19 protein-coding genes are annotated in these 18,006 nt (G+C 42.1%); 3 read left to right on the top strand and 16 right to left on the bottom strand.

Annotation, left to right across the window (positions count from 1 at the left end; genetic code table 11):
* Nucleotides 1-45 precede the first annotated feature (45 nt).
* The 5 genes from KFB94_06690 to KFB94_06670 all read right to left on the bottom strand — a co-directional run bounded on the left by KFB94_06690 (nucleotide 46) and on the right by KFB94_06670 (nucleotide 4,997).
* Nucleotides 46-2,106 carry an EAL domain-containing protein gene (locus tag KFB94_06690; GenBank protein ID QVL44981.1) on the bottom strand — a complete coding sequence of 687 codons (2,061 nt, stop codon included), beginning with the start codon at nucleotides 2,104-2,106 and terminating at the stop codon, nucleotides 46-48.
* The gene (ruvA, locus tag KFB94_06685) at nucleotides 2,107-2,679 is read right to left on the bottom strand and encodes a Holliday junction branch migration protein RuvA (protein ID QVL44980.1); all 573 of its coding nucleotides are present in this window, start codon (nucleotides 2,677-2,679) and stop codon (nucleotides 2,107-2,109) included.
* A 20-nt stretch (nucleotides 2,680-2,699) separates the two neighbouring features.
* Nucleotides 2,700-3,248: a crossover junction endodeoxyribonuclease RuvC gene (ruvC, locus tag KFB94_06680; protein QVL44979.1), complete on the bottom strand. Its 549-nt coding sequence runs from the start codon at nucleotides 3,246-3,248 to the stop codon at nucleotides 2,700-2,702.
* 42 nt (nucleotides 3,249-3,290) lie between these two features.
* The gene (locus tag KFB94_06675; protein QVL44978.1) at nucleotides 3,291-4,019 is read right to left on the bottom strand and encodes a YebC/PmpR family DNA-binding transcriptional regulator; all 729 of its coding nucleotides are present in this window, start codon (nucleotides 4,017-4,019) and stop codon (nucleotides 3,291-3,293) included.
* 63 nt (nucleotides 4,020-4,082) lie between these two features.
* Nucleotides 4,083-4,997, bottom strand: a complete 915-nt coding sequence (locus tag KFB94_06670; GenBank protein ID QVL44977.1) for an EamA family transporter — start codon at nucleotides 4,995-4,997, stop codon at nucleotides 4,083-4,085.
* 71 nt (nucleotides 4,998-5,068) lie between these two features.
* Between KFB94_06670 and KFB94_06665 the strand changes: the two genes are divergently transcribed.
* A complete protein-coding gene (locus KFB94_06665; GenBank protein ID QVL44976.1) occupies nucleotides 5,069-5,500 on the top strand; it encodes a CBS domain-containing protein in 432 nt (143 codons plus the stop codon).
* A 189-nt stretch (nucleotides 5,501-5,689) separates the two neighbouring features.
* Nucleotides 5,690-5,761, top strand: coding sequence for a pyrroloquinoline quinone precursor peptide PqqA (gene pqqA / locus KFB94_06660; protein QVL46601.1), 72 nt, complete (start codon nucleotides 5,690-5,692; stop codon nucleotides 5,759-5,761).
* Between the two features lie 57 nt (nucleotides 5,762-5,818).
* On the opposite strand, the gene KFB94_06655 is transcribed toward pqqA, so the two are convergent.
* From KFB94_06655 to KFB94_06610, 10 genes are all read right to left on the bottom strand, one after another.
* Entirely contained in the window at nucleotides 5,819-6,238 is a 420-nt protein-coding gene (locus KFB94_06655) for a secondary thiamine-phosphate synthase enzyme YjbQ (protein QVL44975.1), read from the bottom strand.
* Nucleotides 6,239-6,357: 119 nt separating this feature from the next.
* Nucleotides 6,358-7,167, bottom strand: coding sequence for a quinoprotein dehydrogenase-associated SoxYZ-like carrier (locus tag KFB94_06650; protein ID QVL44974.1), 810 nt, complete (start codon nucleotides 7,165-7,167; stop codon nucleotides 6,358-6,360).
* A 190-nt stretch (nucleotides 7,168-7,357) separates the two neighbouring features.
* Nucleotides 7,358-7,789: a VOC family protein gene (locus KFB94_06645; GenBank protein ID QVL44973.1), complete on the bottom strand. Its 432-nt coding sequence runs from the start codon at nucleotides 7,787-7,789 to the stop codon at nucleotides 7,358-7,360.
* Between the two features lie 59 nt (nucleotides 7,790-7,848).
* A complete protein-coding gene (locus KFB94_06640; protein ID QVL44972.1) occupies nucleotides 7,849-8,376 on the bottom strand; it encodes an adenine phosphoribosyltransferase in 528 nt (175 codons plus the stop codon).
* On the bottom strand, nucleotides 8,376-9,281 hold the full coding sequence (locus KFB94_06635; GenBank protein QVL44971.1) for a restriction endonuclease: 906 nt from the start codon (nucleotides 9,279-9,281) through the stop codon (nucleotides 8,376-8,378). The genes KFB94_06640 and KFB94_06635 overlap by 1 nt, the downstream gene beginning before the upstream one ends.
* Before the next feature lie 108 nt (nucleotides 9,282-9,389).
* On the bottom strand, nucleotides 9,390-11,177 hold the full coding sequence (gene aspS / locus KFB94_06630; GenBank protein QVL44970.1) for an aspartate--tRNA ligase: 1,788 nt from the start codon (nucleotides 11,175-11,177) through the stop codon (nucleotides 9,390-9,392).
* 24 nt (nucleotides 11,178-11,201) lie between these two features.
* Nucleotides 11,202-11,846 (bottom strand): DUF502 domain-containing protein, encoded by a 645-nt coding sequence (locus KFB94_06625; GenBank protein ID QVL44969.1) that lies wholly within the window; start codon nucleotides 11,844-11,846, stop codon nucleotides 11,202-11,204.
* A gap of 25 nt (nucleotides 11,847-11,871) precedes the next feature.
* The gene (locus KFB94_06620) at nucleotides 11,872-12,144 is read right to left on the bottom strand and encodes a zinc ribbon domain-containing protein (protein ID QVL44968.1); all 273 of its coding nucleotides are present in this window, start codon (nucleotides 12,142-12,144) and stop codon (nucleotides 11,872-11,874) included.
* Between the two features lie 156 nt (nucleotides 12,145-12,300).
* Nucleotides 12,301-12,798: a single-stranded DNA-binding protein gene (ssb, locus tag KFB94_06615; GenBank protein QVL44967.1), complete on the bottom strand. Its 498-nt coding sequence runs from the start codon at nucleotides 12,796-12,798 to the stop codon at nucleotides 12,301-12,303.
* Nucleotides 12,798-14,192: an MFS transporter gene (locus KFB94_06610; GenBank protein QVL44966.1), complete on the bottom strand. Its 1,395-nt coding sequence runs from the start codon at nucleotides 14,190-14,192 to the stop codon at nucleotides 12,798-12,800. Before KFB94_06610 ends, ssb begins: the two co-directional genes overlap by 1 nt.
* A gap of 69 nt (nucleotides 14,193-14,261) precedes the next feature.
* Here KFB94_06610 and uvrA point away from each other — a divergent pair, with 69 nt between their 5' ends.
* Complete coding sequence (gene uvrA / locus KFB94_06605; GenBank protein QVL46600.1) at nucleotides 14,262-17,078, top strand: excinuclease ABC subunit UvrA; 2,817 nt, start codon at nucleotides 14,262-14,264, stop codon at nucleotides 17,076-17,078.
* 42 nt (nucleotides 17,079-17,120) lie between these two features.
* On the opposite strand, the gene KFB94_06600 is transcribed toward uvrA, so the two are convergent.
* The gene (locus KFB94_06600; protein ID QVL44965.1) at nucleotides 17,121-17,942 is read right to left on the bottom strand and encodes an HDOD domain-containing protein; all 822 of its coding nucleotides are present in this window, start codon (nucleotides 17,940-17,942) and stop codon (nucleotides 17,121-17,123) included.
* Nucleotides 17,943-18,006 lie beyond the last annotated feature (64 nt).

The following is an 18,006-nucleotide window of genomic DNA, read 5'->3' as shown; positions in this document are numbered from 1 at the left end:
CCTACTTTATAGCGAGCACATTACTTAATGTTCAGTGCTTAAAAGTTACGATTCTACCTTAGAAAGACTTTCTATCAAATGTTTCAACTCAACAGGCTTGCCTAAACGGTTGCCTTGTCCATAAGCCACGCCAATTGCTCTCAACTGATGCAAAATAGCGTCATTTTCCACATATTCAGCAACGGTCTTCATGCCTAATGCTTGCGCTACTGCATGGATAGACTGCACCGTTGCATAATCAATCGCATTAAGGTGCATCTCTTTTACAAAAGAACCATCAATTTTTAAATAGTCGACGGTAAATTTTTTCAAATAGGTAAAAGAAGACATACCACTACCAAAATCGTCTAAAGCAAATTTGCAACCTAATTTTTTCAATGTTGCGATTAACTGCACTGTTTGCATATGATTCACAATCGCTGCAGTTTCTGTAATTTCAAAGCAAATGGCTTTAGGCGGAATAGCATAAATAGCAAATTGCTCTTGAATATAGTTCAAAAAATGACTATCGCTTAACGATTTACCAGACAAATTAATTGAAAGTAGGTAGTTCACTTTACTCGAGTGCGCATCAAGCAATTTTCTGCAAGCAGAGAAGGTTTGCTTAATCACCCATCGATCGACATTTGGCATCAGGTTATAGTGCTCTGCAGATGATATAAACGTCTTGGGCAAAGTAATTTCACCTTTCGCACCAATTTGTCGAATCAAGACTTCATAATGTTGTTGATCTGGCTCATCTAAAGAAAGCGGCACAATGGGCTGACAATACAGCACAAAGCTATCGTCATTAATCTTATCGGTAATACCAGATATGGCATGTACAGCATGATGGCGCTGCAAGTTGGCGCTATCGCCATGGTTGTATAAAAAGCTTTGATTGCGCCCAGCGTTTTTGGCGCCAACACATGCGGCATCTGCAGCATGCATCACATCGCTTGCAGTAGCAAAGCTGGCATCAATCATGACAATACCAACACTAACACCAATATTAAAAGTGCGCTCTTGATAGATAAAGCGGTAATCTTTAACCAACTTAAATAGTTGAGCAATAATAATATTTGCGTCTTTTACGCTTTTATCTCTCAACAACAAGCCAAATTCATCACCATCCAACCGCGCTAACGTATCGCTTTGACTCAGCTGACTTTGAAATAATCCGCCAATTTGTTTAAGCAACGTATCGCCTGCAATATGACCACAGGTATCGTTAACCAGTTTAAATTGATCTAAATCGAGATAGCAACAAACATGCTGCCTCTCTAGTCGACTTACTTCCAGCAAACAGGTTGATAACCTTGCTTCAAACTCACGTCGATTAATCAAGCCAGTTAAATCATCATGCTGCGTTTGATATCGCAGTTGTGCTGTCACTTCATCAACTCTTTCTTGCATATAAGCATAAGCGTTTTTAAGTCGCTGCGACATGGCATTAAAGCCTGCTTGCAATATTTTCAACTCGCCACTGGAGTCTTCAACAATCACATGCGAGAAATCGCCATTACCAATCTTATCTATTGCAATAGCGATATCTTGGATTGGTTTAGTAATGTGTCGGCCAATAAACCAAGCAACCAAAGCACTAAAGAGTAAGCCAAGTAGTCCAACCAACACCATATTTTGAAATAATTCGTTTTCCAGCGCATGCAATTTGGCTTTACTTAATTCAACATACACATAACCTATCAGGACATCTTCTTTTTCATCTCGCATCCTAATCGGTGATGAAAAAATCACACTCTCTGCTTTGCTCAATGTTTCTAAACGATTAGTCGCCATTTGCTGAAGCAGAGCCTCATCAATCGATAGTCCACTACTTGCCAGCACATTGCCATTTGGGTCTGCAATAATCACCGCGCGTAACGCTTGCTGAATAGAAAGCAACTGCTGCGTCAATGTTTGCAAGCGTTGTGTATCTTCCAAAATCAGGTCATTTTCTGCCGCTGGTGCCAACTGTGCGGCAATCATACGTCCGCGTTCATGATGGGCGCTGTCTAAGGTTTTAAAAACCGTTGCTATTGCATTACCCGCCAACATGATAGAGAAAAGTATAGCCGGCAAAGTCCCTAATAAAACAACTCTTGATTTAATCCCCAAATTTTTCATTTATGTTGACAACGCTTTTAGTGCTTGCTTGATACCTGCTGAAACTGAACTATCTTTGTCTAATAATTTAACAGCAGCCATCGCCTCACGTTCGTTATATCCTAATGCCAGCAAGGCATTTAATACATCCTGCGCGGCTGTCTTTTGTCCTACTGCGGCATGTAAACCAGTCGCCTCAAATTTATCTTTGAGCTCCAACAATAAACGTTCTGCTGTTTTTTTGCCCACACCTGGAATGCGCGTTAATAACGCAATATCTTGGCTACTAACTGCTGCCACCAAATCGTCAATAGAAACGCCACTCAGAATAGCAAGAGCAGATTTCGCACCAATGCCATTCACTTTTAATAGCTGTCTGAACGTGTTTTTTTCTTGCGCAGTGCCAAATCCATAAAGCAATTGGGCATCTTCTCTCACCACCATATGAATAAGCAACATCAATGGCGACCCCACTTCCGGCAGACCATAAAAGGTACTCATTGGCACTTCAACCTCATAGCCAACACCAGCGCAATCAATCACAATCAAAGGGGGTGTTTTTTCTAACAATTTGCCATCAAGGCGAGCAATCATTTTTTCATCCTAATATTAAACTAACCAATTAATCGGCCATTCTTGACCCGAAAACCTTTTGTTGATAACTGCCCTAATCCTTGCCCACCATGCACATGGCAAATAGCGCACGCTAGTGCATCGGCAGAATCTTCACTTGGTGTAGCAGGCAAGGATAATAAACGCTTTACCATCTCTTGCACTTGCTCTTTTTTTGCATGGCCATTCCCAACCACAGATTGCTTGACCTGTAATGCCGTATATTCAGCCACTTCTAACTCGCGAATGACCGCGGCACTGATTGCCGCACCACGCGCCTGACCCAATAAAAGGGTCGATTGTGGATTCACATTCACAAACACTTTCTCAATCGCCACCTGAGTTGGTTGATAGGTATCAATCACCTCAAACAAGCCCTCTAAAATGATTTTTAATCTTGCAGGCAACTCTTCTCTATCTGTTTTTTTACCACTCGCTGTTTTAATCGTTCCGCTAGCGACATATTGAATTTTTTCGCCAACTTTCTCAATCACCCCAAAACCCGTGAGACGCAGGCCTGGATCAATCCCAAGAATTCTTAAATTGGTCACGGCTGACTACGTTCCAGCAGGCCTATCAAATCTAGCCACTGATTAATCATCTTCAATCACTGCAGATGTATAGACTTCTTGTACATCATCTAAATCTTCTAGCGTATCAAGAATTTTCTGCATTTTTGCACCTTCTTCACCCGTTAATATCACTTCTGTTTGTGGCTTCATGGTCACTTCCGCCATTGCTGCAATGTGCCCAGCGGCTTGCAATGCTTCTTTCACTGTCATAAAGCTTGTCGGCGTTGTAATCACTTCAATACTGCCATCATCATTGTTAATAATATCGTCGGCACCTGCCTCTAGGGCAATCTCCATAATGGCATCTTCATCGGCCCCAGGCTCAAAAACCAGTTGTCCACAATGATCAAACATAAAAGCAACAGAGCCATCAGTGCCAAGATTGCCGCCATTTTTTGTTAGCGCATGACGCACATCGGCTACCGCACGTTGCTTGTTATCCGTCATACAATCAATAATAATGGCAGCGCCATTAATACCATAACCTTCGTAGCGGATTTCCTCATAATTAACGCCTTCTAACTCACCAGTGCCTTTTTTAATTGCACGCGTAATATTGTCAGATGGCATATTCTCATCTTTAGCCGCAATAATCGCTGCCCGCAAGCGAGGATTCATATCAGGATCGCCGCCACTCAAACGAGCTGCAACGGTAATTTCCTTAATTAATTTGGTAAAAATCTTACCGCGCTTCGCATCTTGACGTCCTTTGCGGTGTTGTATATTTGCCCATTTACTATGACCAGCCATAATGCTTAACCTTACCCATTTTTTTAAAAAACTAAATTCTATCATGTTCGCTATTTTGCTTAACTAATCTTGCGCCATTGTGGGGTCAATAGGTCGTTGTTGATTAATACTAAAATATGAAATTAAGATTAATGCCATCCCAATCAGCAACATTCCCCATAATTCAGCCTTATTTGGTACTTCATTCAATTGTATCCATGCCGCCATCACGCCAACAACAGGCGCCAACATACTGGTCATACTAGCTACACCAGCTTGCAAACGTTGGAGCGCATACAGCCACAACAGCCAAGCCAGCGCATTACAAAAAACAGCGTTATAGATAACTGCACCAATAAAATAGGGCGTCCAGTGAATAGCAGGCGCCGGCATTAAACACGCAGCAATTAAAATTGGCACACTACCAAATAGCATTTGCCAAGCTGTGAGTGTCAATAAATCAAGTTCGGGTGCTTTTTGATGCAGTTTTTTGGCAACAATAACGGCCAATGCCCAGCAAACACCTGACAGAACAGCAAGCAACATACTGAACTGATCGGCACCCAAATGAAGTGGGTCGAGGATAAACACAATACCCATTGCCGCCAAAATGGCTGCTAGCCATTGTATGCCTTGCAACTTTTCTCCTAACAGCGGCCAAGCCAATAGCATGACCCAAAAAGGCATGGTATACGTTAATACTGCCGTTTTGCCTGCGCCGCCTTCTACAAGCGCCCACATGAGCAAGCCTGTAAACCCACTGGTTTGCAATAAACCAAGTAACAGCAGTGTAGGCCAACATTGAATCTTTAAGGGCTTGCGCATGATGGCAATCAACATGAATAAGCAGGCGGCACCAATGGCTGTTCGTAGCGCAATAAATTGAAACACGCCAGAAAACTGCAAAGCAGTTTTCATCACCACCCAGTTATACCCCCACAATAATGCGAGTATCAGTAATGCTAAAAATGCTTTAATGACTTGTGTATTATTCATCATCCATACTTAATTATTTGCAGAGTGCATTATAAGGTGTATATTTTTATCTCATTGCGAGAGGGAGAAAAAACATGAAAACATTAAAACAAATACTCAAAGAAAAACAACATCAAGACGTTATCAGTATTGCACCAGACAAAACTGTGTTTGAGGCCTTAGGTCTTATGGCAGACAAGGGTATCGGCGCACTGGCTGTCATGGAAAACAATACACTTGTTGGTATTTTTTCAGAACGCGATTATGCGCGTGAAGTGGCATTAAAAAACAAAGCATCCAAAACAACAACAGTGAGCGCGGTGATGACGAGCAAACTGATTTATGGTCAGGCCAGTGATTTTGTTGCTAGCGCAATGAACACCATGACCAACAAGCGGGTGCGCCATTTACCTGTGATGGAAGACGATGAAATGATAGGCATGCTATCGATTGGTGATTTGGTAAAAGCCACGATCGAATATCAAGAAGAGCTGATCCAACAATTGGAAAGTTATATCCGCAGTTAATGGATATGAGTAGTTAGTTAATTAATATTCATGGTTAATTAGATTGGGCGCTCAAAATCATGAGGCGCGTTCATGATTTTGGTGAAGTCGCAATCATGAATGTTATCTATCTTGGCTTCTCTCGTTTCGACATAATAGCTTCACGGTGATGCAATGCATTGCCGCTTAATTTTAATTTAGGAGATTATTATGTGGACAACACCAGCAGCTACTGAAATGCGTTTTGGCTTTGAAGTAACAATGTACGTAATGAATAAATAAGCTTATATTCAAAAAGGGAGCAATTGCTCCCTTTTTTTATGCCCTGAATCAACTGACTTATTCACCAATAATTTTTACCAGCACACGCTTGTTGCGTCGTCCATCAAACTCACCATAAAAAATCTGCTCCCAAGGACCAAAATCCAACTCGCCTTCCGTCACCGCCACCACCACTTCGCGCCCCATCACTTGGCGTTTGATATGTGCATCTGCATTATCTTCGCCCGTATCATTATGGCGATAATGTCCTAGTGGCTCATGCGGGACTAGCGCCTCTAACCATACTTTATAATCATGATGTAAACCGCGCTCGTCGTCATTAATAAAAACACTGGCTGAAATATGCATGGCATTCACAAGGCACAAGCCTTCTTGAATCCCGCTCTCACGCAAACACTCTCCGACTTGACCAGTAATATTCTGAAAATCCATACGCGCTGGAATGTTAAACCACAGCTCTTTTTTATAACTTTTCATGACACATTCTCCACTTTTATCTTGAGGCATATCCTCTTAGGTGCTTGTATTTATTTTAACATCAAACGGATAAGCAATAAAAAAGGCCTCATTGAGGCCTTTTAAAAATGCGTTAATGGCTAGCTTTTGACTTCGACTGCTTGTTTAAATGTTTTACCTTCATTATCTGTTGCCACCAATTCAAATGTGCCTGGTTTTTCGGGTACAAAGTTAAATTGAAAGTAAGGATCTTCTGCTGTACCAACATTCACATCAATGGTCATCACAGGCTTACCATTATAAGTAAAGCTTGCTTTATTGATATAAAAAGCAGGCAAAAACCCCTGCGATGCTAAATCGCGTTGCAAACCCGTACGCATGATATGTTTAATATTCACCTTGGCAGAGGTTGTCGTTCCAAATTTCTCCGGCGCTTCTACCTTCATTCTGATTTTGCCCGCCGCCGCTCTTACCGCTTCCTCATCATTAGACACCATACCGCCACAACCCCCTGCAGCACGAATGGGGCGGGATGCTAAATAGAGTTTCCCGTTAGCATCTTCACCCACTAAACGGACAAATGCATCTGTTTCAAATCGAATACGGGTTGATAAATGAAAGTCGCCCAATGCATCGGTTAGATGATAAGTCGCAGTCAATGGAATTGGATTGGCATCTACAAATGCATACAGTTTAACGATTTTAGCACCAGCTACTTTTGCTGCAGCAGTATCAATCGAATAGGAAACTGGCACTTGCGCGCCACTTTCAGCACGTTTAGGTGCTTCAATTTTCATAAATTCAACTTCTTGCATTGGCCTTTGTTCAAAAAAAGCTTCTTTCATTATAGGCCAAAGCTTAGGGTCAGCCTCTGCATAAGCGGACACACTGATGATTAATAGCATCGCAGCTAATATCCAAAAAACATTTAATTGATTACTCACCTTCATGACTCACCCCACTCAACGCTATCATCATTATTTTAGGTATCGCTATTTTTAATCGCCTTATCTGCGATAAATGAACGGCTTAACTAATATTAAGACTACTAGCTCCTATTTTAGTTTTTTTCTAATAAAAATCTGTGACCAGCATCACATTCATACTGAGTCATTGCATAACAAAAAAACGAACAAATACCTAAACCATTTTGCTAGGCTCACCTGAAGGTCGCATTTCATAGTCAGGATCGCCAAACTCTTCAAAATTGAGCTCAACACCATTGCCGGCAGGATCTTTTAAATTAATTTGACGTACGCCACTTGCCAGGGTTCTTGTTGTATACGGAATATTGTGTGCATTGAGGTTCGCCTCAATAGATGGCATATCGGTACAAGTGAACGAGACATGATCATAGGTGCCATGCACATGCAATTGCGGCGGTTCTGGCGTTTTATATTCTGCCAAATGCACCACATCATTATTACCAATATATAACCAATATCCATAAGAAGTGCTAGCAACCCGTTTACCGACAGTTAAGCCTAAAATATCGCAATAAAAATCACGTAACAAATGCATGGTTTCACGATCAGTACGGAAATTAACATGATTGATTTCGGTTAATGGCATAACAACTTTCTTTCTGACAGACTCAAATATTTAAAGACTTACACATTGTAGCGCATGGCTTATTCGCCTTCAAACGCACACAATGCAAACGATGATAGACCCAATTCTTGCAAGCGTTTCACACCACCTAAATCAGGCAAATCAATCACAAAAGCGCATTCAACGACCTCACCACCCAGCTTCTGAATCAGCATAGCAGCCGCCTCCGCTGTTCCGCCTGTTGCAATCAAATCATCCACCAGTAAAATACGCTCGCCTTGCGCAATCGCATCAGCATGAATTTCAACGCGGTCAGCGCCATATTCCAACACATAATCATGCCCCATCGTTTCCGCTGGCAACTTACCCGCTTTACGCACTGGCACAAACCCCACACCCAGCTTATAAGCCAACGCCGCCCCAATAATAAAACCACGCGCCTCAATACCAACTATTTTGTCGATTTGTTGGTCTTTATAACGGATATAAAAATCATTAATGACTTGCTGAAAACCTTTTTGGTCAGCGAGTAAAGTAGTGATATCGCGGAATTGGATACCTAGTTTTGGGTAATTGGGGATGGTGCGAATAAGCGATTTTAGAATCATTACTCATCAACAAAATAATCAGAATCTATCTTTTTCACTTTATAGGTTGAAACGGTGGAAACACCAACATCGTTTTCTATCATGAGCTTTGCAAGTGTGAATCCGTCAATTAATACCACTTTATTTTGTATATTCTTGACATAATCTTTTGCAGCTTTTGTAAAGTCAGAGGTTGTAATAAACACCCCTTTATGCGCTCGATTACCTTGTAACGCACCTACAAATTTTTGTATTTCAGGGCTACCTACACTTCCCTCCCAACGCTTTGCTTGAATATAAATTGAATCAAGGCCAAGTTTATCTTCATCAATAATGCCATCTATTCCGCCATCTGCACTTAATTGTGTTGCTCTGCCAGCCTCAGCTCTTGAGCCTCCATATCCCATCGCCAACAACAGCTCAACAACTAACTTTTCAAAAAAAGCTGGCGAACAAGATTTAATTTCGGAAATGATATCTGCTGATAGTTGAGTATTAATCTTAGCAATGCCACTCTCAATACTTTCTTCTGGCGTGGATTCCAAATTATTCGAGAAAACATTTTGGTTGGATTCATTTTTCCCTGCATCTCTAAACTCAATAAACTCAGGAAATTGCTCTAAGAACTTTGAATCAATTCGTGTTGGGTTAGATCTGATTACATCCAATCCTCTAGGTGTAATCTTTAAAAAACCTCTTTTAGGTTGCTCCAACAATCCTGCTTTTTTTAAATACGTTCTTGCCCATCCAGCTCGGCTTTTTATTGTTGTCATTTGCCCGCTTGGCAACAGCTGCTTTTGCTCTTCCGGCGACAACTTAAAGCTCTCAGATAAAACTGAAACGAGCGGGCTAAAATGATATTCCTGACCATCTTTAATAAGATTAAGAAGAGGCAACATCAAAGTTTGATAATCTGGAATCGCCATTTAAAGTCCTAAAATGTTATCACGAGTCGAGAACAAGACACATCCGCGTAGACAGTACGATTAGTACGGCACGCGGATGTAACGACGTTATCGTGAAGTGAGTGCATTTTAACCCACCGTATTTTGAGTGCGGACGCGAATGTGTAACTCGCGAAGTTGCTTCTCATCCACCGCGCTCGGCGCATGTGTCATCAAACATTGTGCTTTTTGTGTTTTGGGGAAGGCAATCACATCGCGGATGGATTCTGCACCCGTCATTAAGGTGACCAAACGATCTAAACCAAAGGCTAAGCCGCCATGTGGTGGCGCGCCATACTGTAATGCTTCGAGCAAGAAGCCGAATTTTTCTTCTGCTTCTTGTTTGCTAATCTTAAGCGCGTCAAATACTTTAGATTGCACGGCTTGTTTATGAATACGAACAGAACCGCCGCCGACTTCCCAACCGTTTAATACCATGTCATAAGCTTTTGATAAACACGCGCCTGGGTCTGTTGCTAATAAGTCTTCATGGCCATCTTTTGGACTGGTGAATGGATGATGCAATGCATTCCATCGGTCATTTTCTTCATCACGTTCAAACATGGGAAAATCAAACACCCATAATGGCGCCCATCGGCGACCATCGACATGTCCTTTATCATGACCGACTTTTTGACGTAATGCGCCTAATGCTTCGTTGACAATTTTAGTGGTATCGGCACCAAAGAAAATAATGTCGCCATTTTGCGCGCCTGTGCGTTCCATAATGGCTTTTAATGCGGTTTCGTGAATGTTTTTTACAATAGGGCTTTGTAAGCCTTCTTCGTTTAATTGCGTCACATCATTGACCTTGATGTAAGCCAAACCTTTTGCGCCATAAATTTTAACAAACTCAGTATAAGCATCAATTTCTTTACGGCTAATTTCAGCGCCGTTCGGTACACGAATCGCGGCTACACGACCGTTGTCGCTATTGGCTGGGCCTGAGAACACTTTAAAATCGACATCTTTCATCACATCTGAAAGTTCAGTGATTTCTAATGTAACACGCATATCTGGCTTATCTGAGCCATAACGGCTCATGGCTTCGGCATATGGCATGCGTGGAAATTCGGCTGGCAAATCGACATTTTGTACTTTTTTCAACATCTGGCGAATCATCTCTTCGACCAAGGTCATGATGTCGTTTTCTTCTAAAAATGAAGTTTCCAAATCAATTTGGGTAAATTCTGGCTGACGGTCTGCACGCAAATCTTCGTCGCGGAAGCATTTGGTGATTTGAAAGTAGCGATCAAAACCCGCTACCATCAATAGCTGTTTAAATAACTGTGGTGATTGTGGTAAAGCAAAAAACTCACCATGATGAATACGTGATGGCACCAAGTAATCCCGCGCACCTTCTGGGGTACTGCGATTCAACATGGGTGTTTCGACCTCGATAAAGCCATGTTCATCTAAGAAATCACGAATCACTTTTGAAACGCGATAACGCAATTTCATATTCTCTTGCATCACTGGGCGACGCAAATCAATATAGCGATGTTGCAAACGCACTGTTTCCGTCAAAGTGTCGTCATCTAACATAAATGGTGGCGTGAGTGATGGATTTAAAATTTCAATCTCACTGGCTAACATCTCTACTTCGCCGGTAGGAATATTTTTATTAACCGTACCTTCTGGACGCGCACGCACTTTACAAGTGACTTTTAACACAAACTCATTACGCACAGATTCGGCAATGGCAAAGGCTTCTTTGGTGTCTGGATCAATGACGATTTGCGCCATGCCTTCACGGTCGCGCAAATCAATAAAAATCACGCCACCGTGATCGCGACGGCGATGCGCCCAACCACAAAGGGTAACAGTTTGTCCGATAAGTTCGCGGTTTACATGGCCGCAGTAATGTGTACGCATCATAATGTTTTGATCTATTTATTTAAGTTAAATTGTTTTGGATTGTTTGGCTTTTTTCGCTAATTTGGCATTGACTACTGATTTAATTTCCGGCACCACAGTACCCATGCTAATAATGTATTTCAAGGCTTGATCAACGCTCATATCAAGCTCTATCACATCTTTTCTTTCTATCATCAAAAAATAGCCCCCAGTTGGGTTTGGCGTTGTTGGTACATAAACACTCACGTAATCACCTAGTAAGTGATTACTCACATCACCACCTGGCTGACCAGTTAAAAAAGCAATGGTCCATGCACCTTTGTGCGGAAACTCAATTAATAAGGCTTTACGAAAAGCATTGCCAGAATCTGAAAAAATAGTATCAGAAACTTGCTTCACACTCGCATAAATGGATTTTACCACTGGCACGCGTGACAGTACTGCCTCCCATAACAAGATGAGTTGCTGCCCAAAAATATTGGTCGCAATAAGTCCCATCAAGAAAATACCCAAGACTGTCAAAATAGCACCCAATCCTACCATGCTAAATCCAAATAACTGCTGTGGTTGCCACTCTTCGGGTAGCAATAATAAACTTTGATCCATGGTATGAATAAGTGCGCTCAGCACCCAAAAAGTAATCACAACGGGCACCAATACCAGCAAACCTGTAATAAAGTATTTTTTCATCAAATTAAAGCGGTTATCAAAGTGATCATTTCGTGGTCACCGTATCGGCACTAGCGTGAGTAACAGCTGGCGCTTCTGCTGTTTTTTCAGGTGTCATTTTAGCTGTTGCTTTAGGTTTATCTTTAAAGTCTGTGGCATACCAACCTGTTCCGTTCAACTGAAAAGTTGGCGCTGATAACATTTTAGAAAATGTCGCTTGTTTGCAGCTTGGGCAATCCATTGTGCTTGCGTCACTCATTTTGCGCACCACCTCATCTTGATAACCGCATTCAGTGCATTTGAAATCATAAATTGGCATAAAGGTTAATAGTTTACATTAATCAAAAGCGAGATTATAACTGATGTAACCCAATTGGTTAATCTATTCAAGTATTTAGGCTAGCAAATACACAAAACAACAACAGCCATAAAAAAGGCCTTCAATAGAAGGCCTTTTCATCAAATGGATAAAAGCTTAAAACGGAATATCGTCATCAAAATTATCAAACGCCGCACCCCCGCCTGCAGCCGTTGAAGATGCTGGCTGGGTTATTGGCTTGCTAGCGGCTTCACTTGGAGGCGCTTGGTTATAATCCTCAGGTGGACTATCTTGCCCACCATCATAGCTAGCACCACCACCATCACCCTTAGTGCCAAGCATTTGCATTTGGTCACCAATAATTTCTGTTGAGTAGCGCGTTACGCCGTCTTTTTCCCACTTACGGGTTTGCAGACGACCTTCTACATACACTGGACGGCCTTTTTTTAAATATTCGCCAGCAATTTCTGCTAAACGCCGATACATCACAATGTTGTGCCATTCTGTTTTTTCTTGCTTTACGCCGCTTTTGTCTTTCCAGTTTTCAGTTGTGGCAATACTAAAATTACAAACAGCTTCTCCATTAGGCATATAACGGACTTCTGGATCGCGCCCTAAATTACCCACTAATATCACTTTATTGACTGATGCCATTATTTACCCCCTATCAATTTCAATATATTTTGCTCTATTGCAAGTTGCGCTTCAACCGTTTGTTGATTATTAATTTTAACAATTAAAGTACTTTCTTGCGCCAATACAGCCACCTCTTCCACACCCAGCATGCTTTCTACGGATTGTTTCAATGTTGTCGCCTGTTTTTCGCCCAATGCTTCAACATGATACATCTTTGTTTTAACGCTAGGGGGTGTTTTCATCCCAAAAGCAGAGATTAACCAAATGCCCATTAGCACCGAACAAAATACAAAAACACTAGAAAACCCATAATGACCTGACAAGAAACCACCAACAACCGCACCAATAAAAATACCGAGTGATTGAGCGGTATTGTGCACACCAATGGCTGTTCCTTTAGACGCGGCAGGCGCCATTTTAGAAATTAAAGAAGGCAGGGTGGCCTCTAATAAATTAAATGCCAAAAAATAGAAAAACAGCGCAGTAACCACGCCCCAAAAATGGTGAATATTGGCGGCAAATAACAATTGTGCAAACAACATGGTGGCAACCGCGCCAATAAATACTGGTTTTAATTTTGCGTATTTTTCGCCATAAATAATGGCAGGCAACATCATGATAAAAGAGACCGTTAACACTGGCAAATAGACCAGCCAATGTTGATTCTCACTCATGCCACTGGTTTCTTTTAACGCAAAAGGCACCACAACAAACATCGCCATTTGCGCCGCATGCAAACTAAACGCACCAAAATTGAGGCGCAATAGTTGGCTATTACTGAGTACTTCTTTAATTTTATCTGGCGCTGTTTCGGTGTCGGAATGAAAATGACTATTGACGGGATCAGGCACCAAAAACTTAACAACTCCGATAGCAAAGATAGACAAAATTGCAGTCATCCAAAAGATACCTGGCACCCCAATAGACTCATTGAGTAGAGGTCCTGCAACCAATGATAATGCGAAAGTCACCCCGATGGTGCCACCGATAGTTGCCATCGCCTTAGTGCGGTGCTCTTCTCTTGTTGAGTCGGCAACCAATGCCATCACAACGGCAGAAACGGCACCCGCACCTTGAATTGCCCGTCCAATAATGACAGTGATAATATCGTTGCCCATGGCAGCAACCACGCTACCAATCACAAAAATCAACATGCCAACATAGATGACTTTTTTACGTCCGTATTTATCGCTTGCAATACCAAACGGTAACTGTAATAAAACCTGTGTCAAGCCATAAGCACCAAGCGCCAAACCAACCATGGTGCTGTCTTGACCCCCTTCTAATGTTTGTGCATAAATGGCAAAAATCGGCAGGATTAAGAACATGCCAAGCATGCGTAAGCCATAAATTGCGGCTAAACTGATGGTAGCGCGTTGCTCTGCTGAAGACATCTTTTCAGAAATTTGCATGAAACCTTAGCTGAAATCAAAATAATTGCGTATATTAGCAGGTTGCCCCAATTTTTAGTTAAAGCAATGATGGAATTTATTAAAATTCGCGGTGCTCGCACCCACAACTTAAAAAACATTTCTCTCGATATTCCACGTAATCAACTCGTTGTTATTACAGGCTTATCGGGATCTGGCAAATCATCTCTGGCGTTCGATACGCTGTATGCAGAAGGCCAACGACGTTACGTTGAAAGTCTCTCTGCATATGCACGACAATTTTTAGCGCGCATGGATAAACCAGATGTCGATTTAATTGAAGGCTTGTCGCCAGCCATCTCTATCGAACAAAAATCGACTTCTCACAATCCGCGCTCTACTGTCGGCACCGTGACAGAAATTCATGATTACTTGCGCTTACTGTATGCGCGCGCTGGTGACCCCGAGTGTCCTGAACACGGCATCAAGCTTGAAGCACAGACGGTGAGCCAAATGGTAGATGCTATTTTAAAACTGCCTGAAGAAACCAAACTGATGATTTTGGCGCCAGTGGTGTCTAACCGTAAAGGTGAGCAGCTAGATTTATTTGATGATCTAAAAGCCCAGGGCTTTGTGCGTCTGCGTGTAGATGGCAAAATTTATGAAATTGATGCGTTACCACAGCTAGCAAAAACAACCAAACACAATGTTGATGTCGTTATTGATCGCTTAAAAATACGTCTTGATATGAAACAGCGTATTGCAGAAAGTTTTGAAACTGCATTGCGACTAGCAGATGGCAAAGCCATTGCATTAGAAATGGATACCGATAAAGAACATCTGTTTTCTGCCAAATTTTCTTGCCCAGTGTGTGATTACTCACTCGCAGAATTAGAACCACGTTTATTTAGTTTTAACAGTCCATTAGGCGCTTGTCCAACCTGCGACGGTTTGGGTAGCGTCAATTTCTTTGACCCTGCACGTGTGGTTGCTTTTCCGACATTATCACTCGCTAGTGGCGCAATTAAAGGTTGGGATAAGCGTAATCAATTCTACTTTCAAATGCTATCCAGCTTAGCCACCCACTATGGATTTGATTTAGAAACGGCATTTGAAGAGCTTACGCCAGAAGTCAAACATGTGCTGCTCAACGGTTCTGGTAAAGAACAAATCGCCTTTAAATACATTAATGAGCGCGGTACTTTTTTTACCAAATCGCATTCCTTTGAAGGCATTTTAAACAATATGCAGCGCCGCTATCGTGAAAGCGACTCATCGGCTGTGCGAGATGAACTTGCCAAATACATTAATGTTTCCAGCTGTCCTGATTGTAACGGCACGCGTTTGCGTCGTGAGGCGCGTCACGTCAAAGTCGGTGACAAAAATATTCATCAAGTCTGTGAATTGCCATTGAAACATGCCCATACTTTTTTTGATACGTTGGCATTAGAAGGCTCGAAGTTAGCCATTGCCGATAAAATTGTGAAAGAGATTGGCAACCGTCTAAAGTTTCTAATCAATGTTGGCTTAGAGTATTTATCACTGTCCCGCTCCGCAGAAACATTATCAGGCGGAGAAGCGCAGCGTATTCGATTAGCTAGCCAAATTGGTAGCGGCTTAACAGGTGTCATGTATGTATTAGACGAGCCTTCTATCGGCCTGCATCAACGTGACAATGACAGACTGCTAGAAACACTTAAACGTCTACGCGATATTGGTAACAGTGTGATTGTGGTCGAACATGATCAAGATGCGATTATGACGGCTGACTATGTAATCGATATTGGTCCTGGCGCTGGTGAACATGGTGGTGCCATTGTGGCAGAAGGCACACCAGCTGAAGTATTAGCCAATCCTAAATCGCTAACAGGCCAATATTTAAGTGGTAAAAAGCAAATTATCTATAAAAAAGCACGCACAAAACCTGACCCTGCACGTTGGATAGCACTCAATCATGCAACTGGTAATAATTTACGTGATGTTTCTGTAAAAATTCCTGTCGGCTTGCTCAGTTGTATTACGGGCGTTTCAGGCAGTGGAAAATCAACACTCATCAATGACACGCTTTACCGTGCGGTTGCACAACATTTGTATCGCAGCAATGCCGAACCAGCCGCCCACAGCAGTATTGAAGGATTGGCTTTTTTTGACAAGGTCGTTGATGTAGACCAAAGTCCAATCGGGCGCACACCACGTTCCAACCCTGCAACTTATACCGGTTTATTCACACCAATTCGTGATTTATTTGCTGCTATGCCTGAAAGTCGAGCACGGGGTTACGGTCCAGGTCGATACTCATTTAACGTAAAAGGGGGTCGCTGTGAGGCCTGCCAAGGTGATGGTGTAATCCGCGTTGAAATGCACTTCTTGCCCGATGTTTATGTGCCTTGTGATGTGTGTAAAGGTCATCGCTATAATCGGGAAACGTTGGAAATTCATTTCAAAGGTAAAAATATTCGTGAAATTTTAGAGCTGACAGTTGAGCAAGCGTATACCTTTTTTAGCGCACAACCAACCATTGCGAGAAAACTCAAAACCTTATTAGATGTTGGTTTGGGTTATATTACATTAGGTCAAAGCGCAACAACCCTATCAGGCGGCGAAGCACAGCGTGTCAAGCTGGCTTTGGAGCTGAGTAAACGTGATACAGGTCGCACACTTTATATTTTAGATGAGCCAACCACTGGTTTACATTTTGCGGATATTCAATTATTGCTAGATGTGATTCATCGCTTACGCGACGCAGGTAATACAATTGTCATTATTGAACATAATTTAGATGTGATTAAAACAGCTGACTGGATTATTGATATGGGCCCAGAAGGTGGTGATGGTGGCGGCATGGTGATTGCAGAAGGCACGCCTGAGCAAGTGGCCGATAATCCTGCTAGCTATACGGGTCAATATCTTAAAGAAATGCTCAAATAAGGCACACAATGTCAGTTAATGCCTGTTGAATATACGGGCAATTTATAGATAAGCTTTTGCTTCTGCTACAAATACGCGATAAGACACAATGTGCTCTGCTAAAGCAGCGCCATCTTCCAAGCCTAACTTAGTAGCGACATCTGTGTGTAAGGTTGCCGCAGTGAGTAAGGGCTGTTGATCAGCATCCAAACCAGAGGCGATATGGACTGCCGCATAAACGACAGCAGCTATATCAGCGGCATGCTCGTTTAGTGGATCGGTATAGTAACGAACCACATTTGAGATTACTTCAGGAAAATGCCAATGTTTTGCCAATTGTTCGCCAACTATATGATGATCGACGCCTAAAATAGCTTGTTCAACTTGATGACGCGTTAGGACACTTTGACCCGCGCAAGCAATCTCAATATCAGCAGCAGCTTGCGGATAAGCCATATACATCGGTAATTGACCAATTCTGTGCATTAAGCCTGCTATATAAGCAGTATCTGACTGCAAGCGCAATGTCGTTGCAAGCTGTCTAGCAATACTGGCGGTAATCAAACTATGTTGCCAAAATTGGGTTAAATTTACACCCGGCACCCCTGAAAAGGCGGATGTTACACCTGAGGCGACGACTAGTGCTTCTAACCTTGCCAATCCAATTAAAGAGATGGCTTCTTCTATCCTACCAATCTTGCGACTAAACCCAAAATAAGCGGCATTTGACAAGCACAACACGCGCGCGCACAGCACTTGATCATGATGAATTTTATCGGCTAAGGGTTTAATATCCACATCATCAGCATGTAACAACTGCATAACCTCTTGCACCACTTTGGGCTGCATCGGCATATGATGCGCTTGCTCAAAAAATTCGTCCATTCACGTTATCCTTAGCCAAATTAATTACTCAGCTAAAGCTTAATTGTCAATAGAACATATCCAT

The organism is Methylophilaceae bacterium (genome assembly GCA_018398995.1).
GTDB lineage: Bacteria > Pseudomonadota > Gammaproteobacteria > Burkholderiales > Methylophilaceae.
Note: the sequence above shows the minus strand (reverse complement) of the source record. Positions and strands in the feature narration are given on the sequence as shown.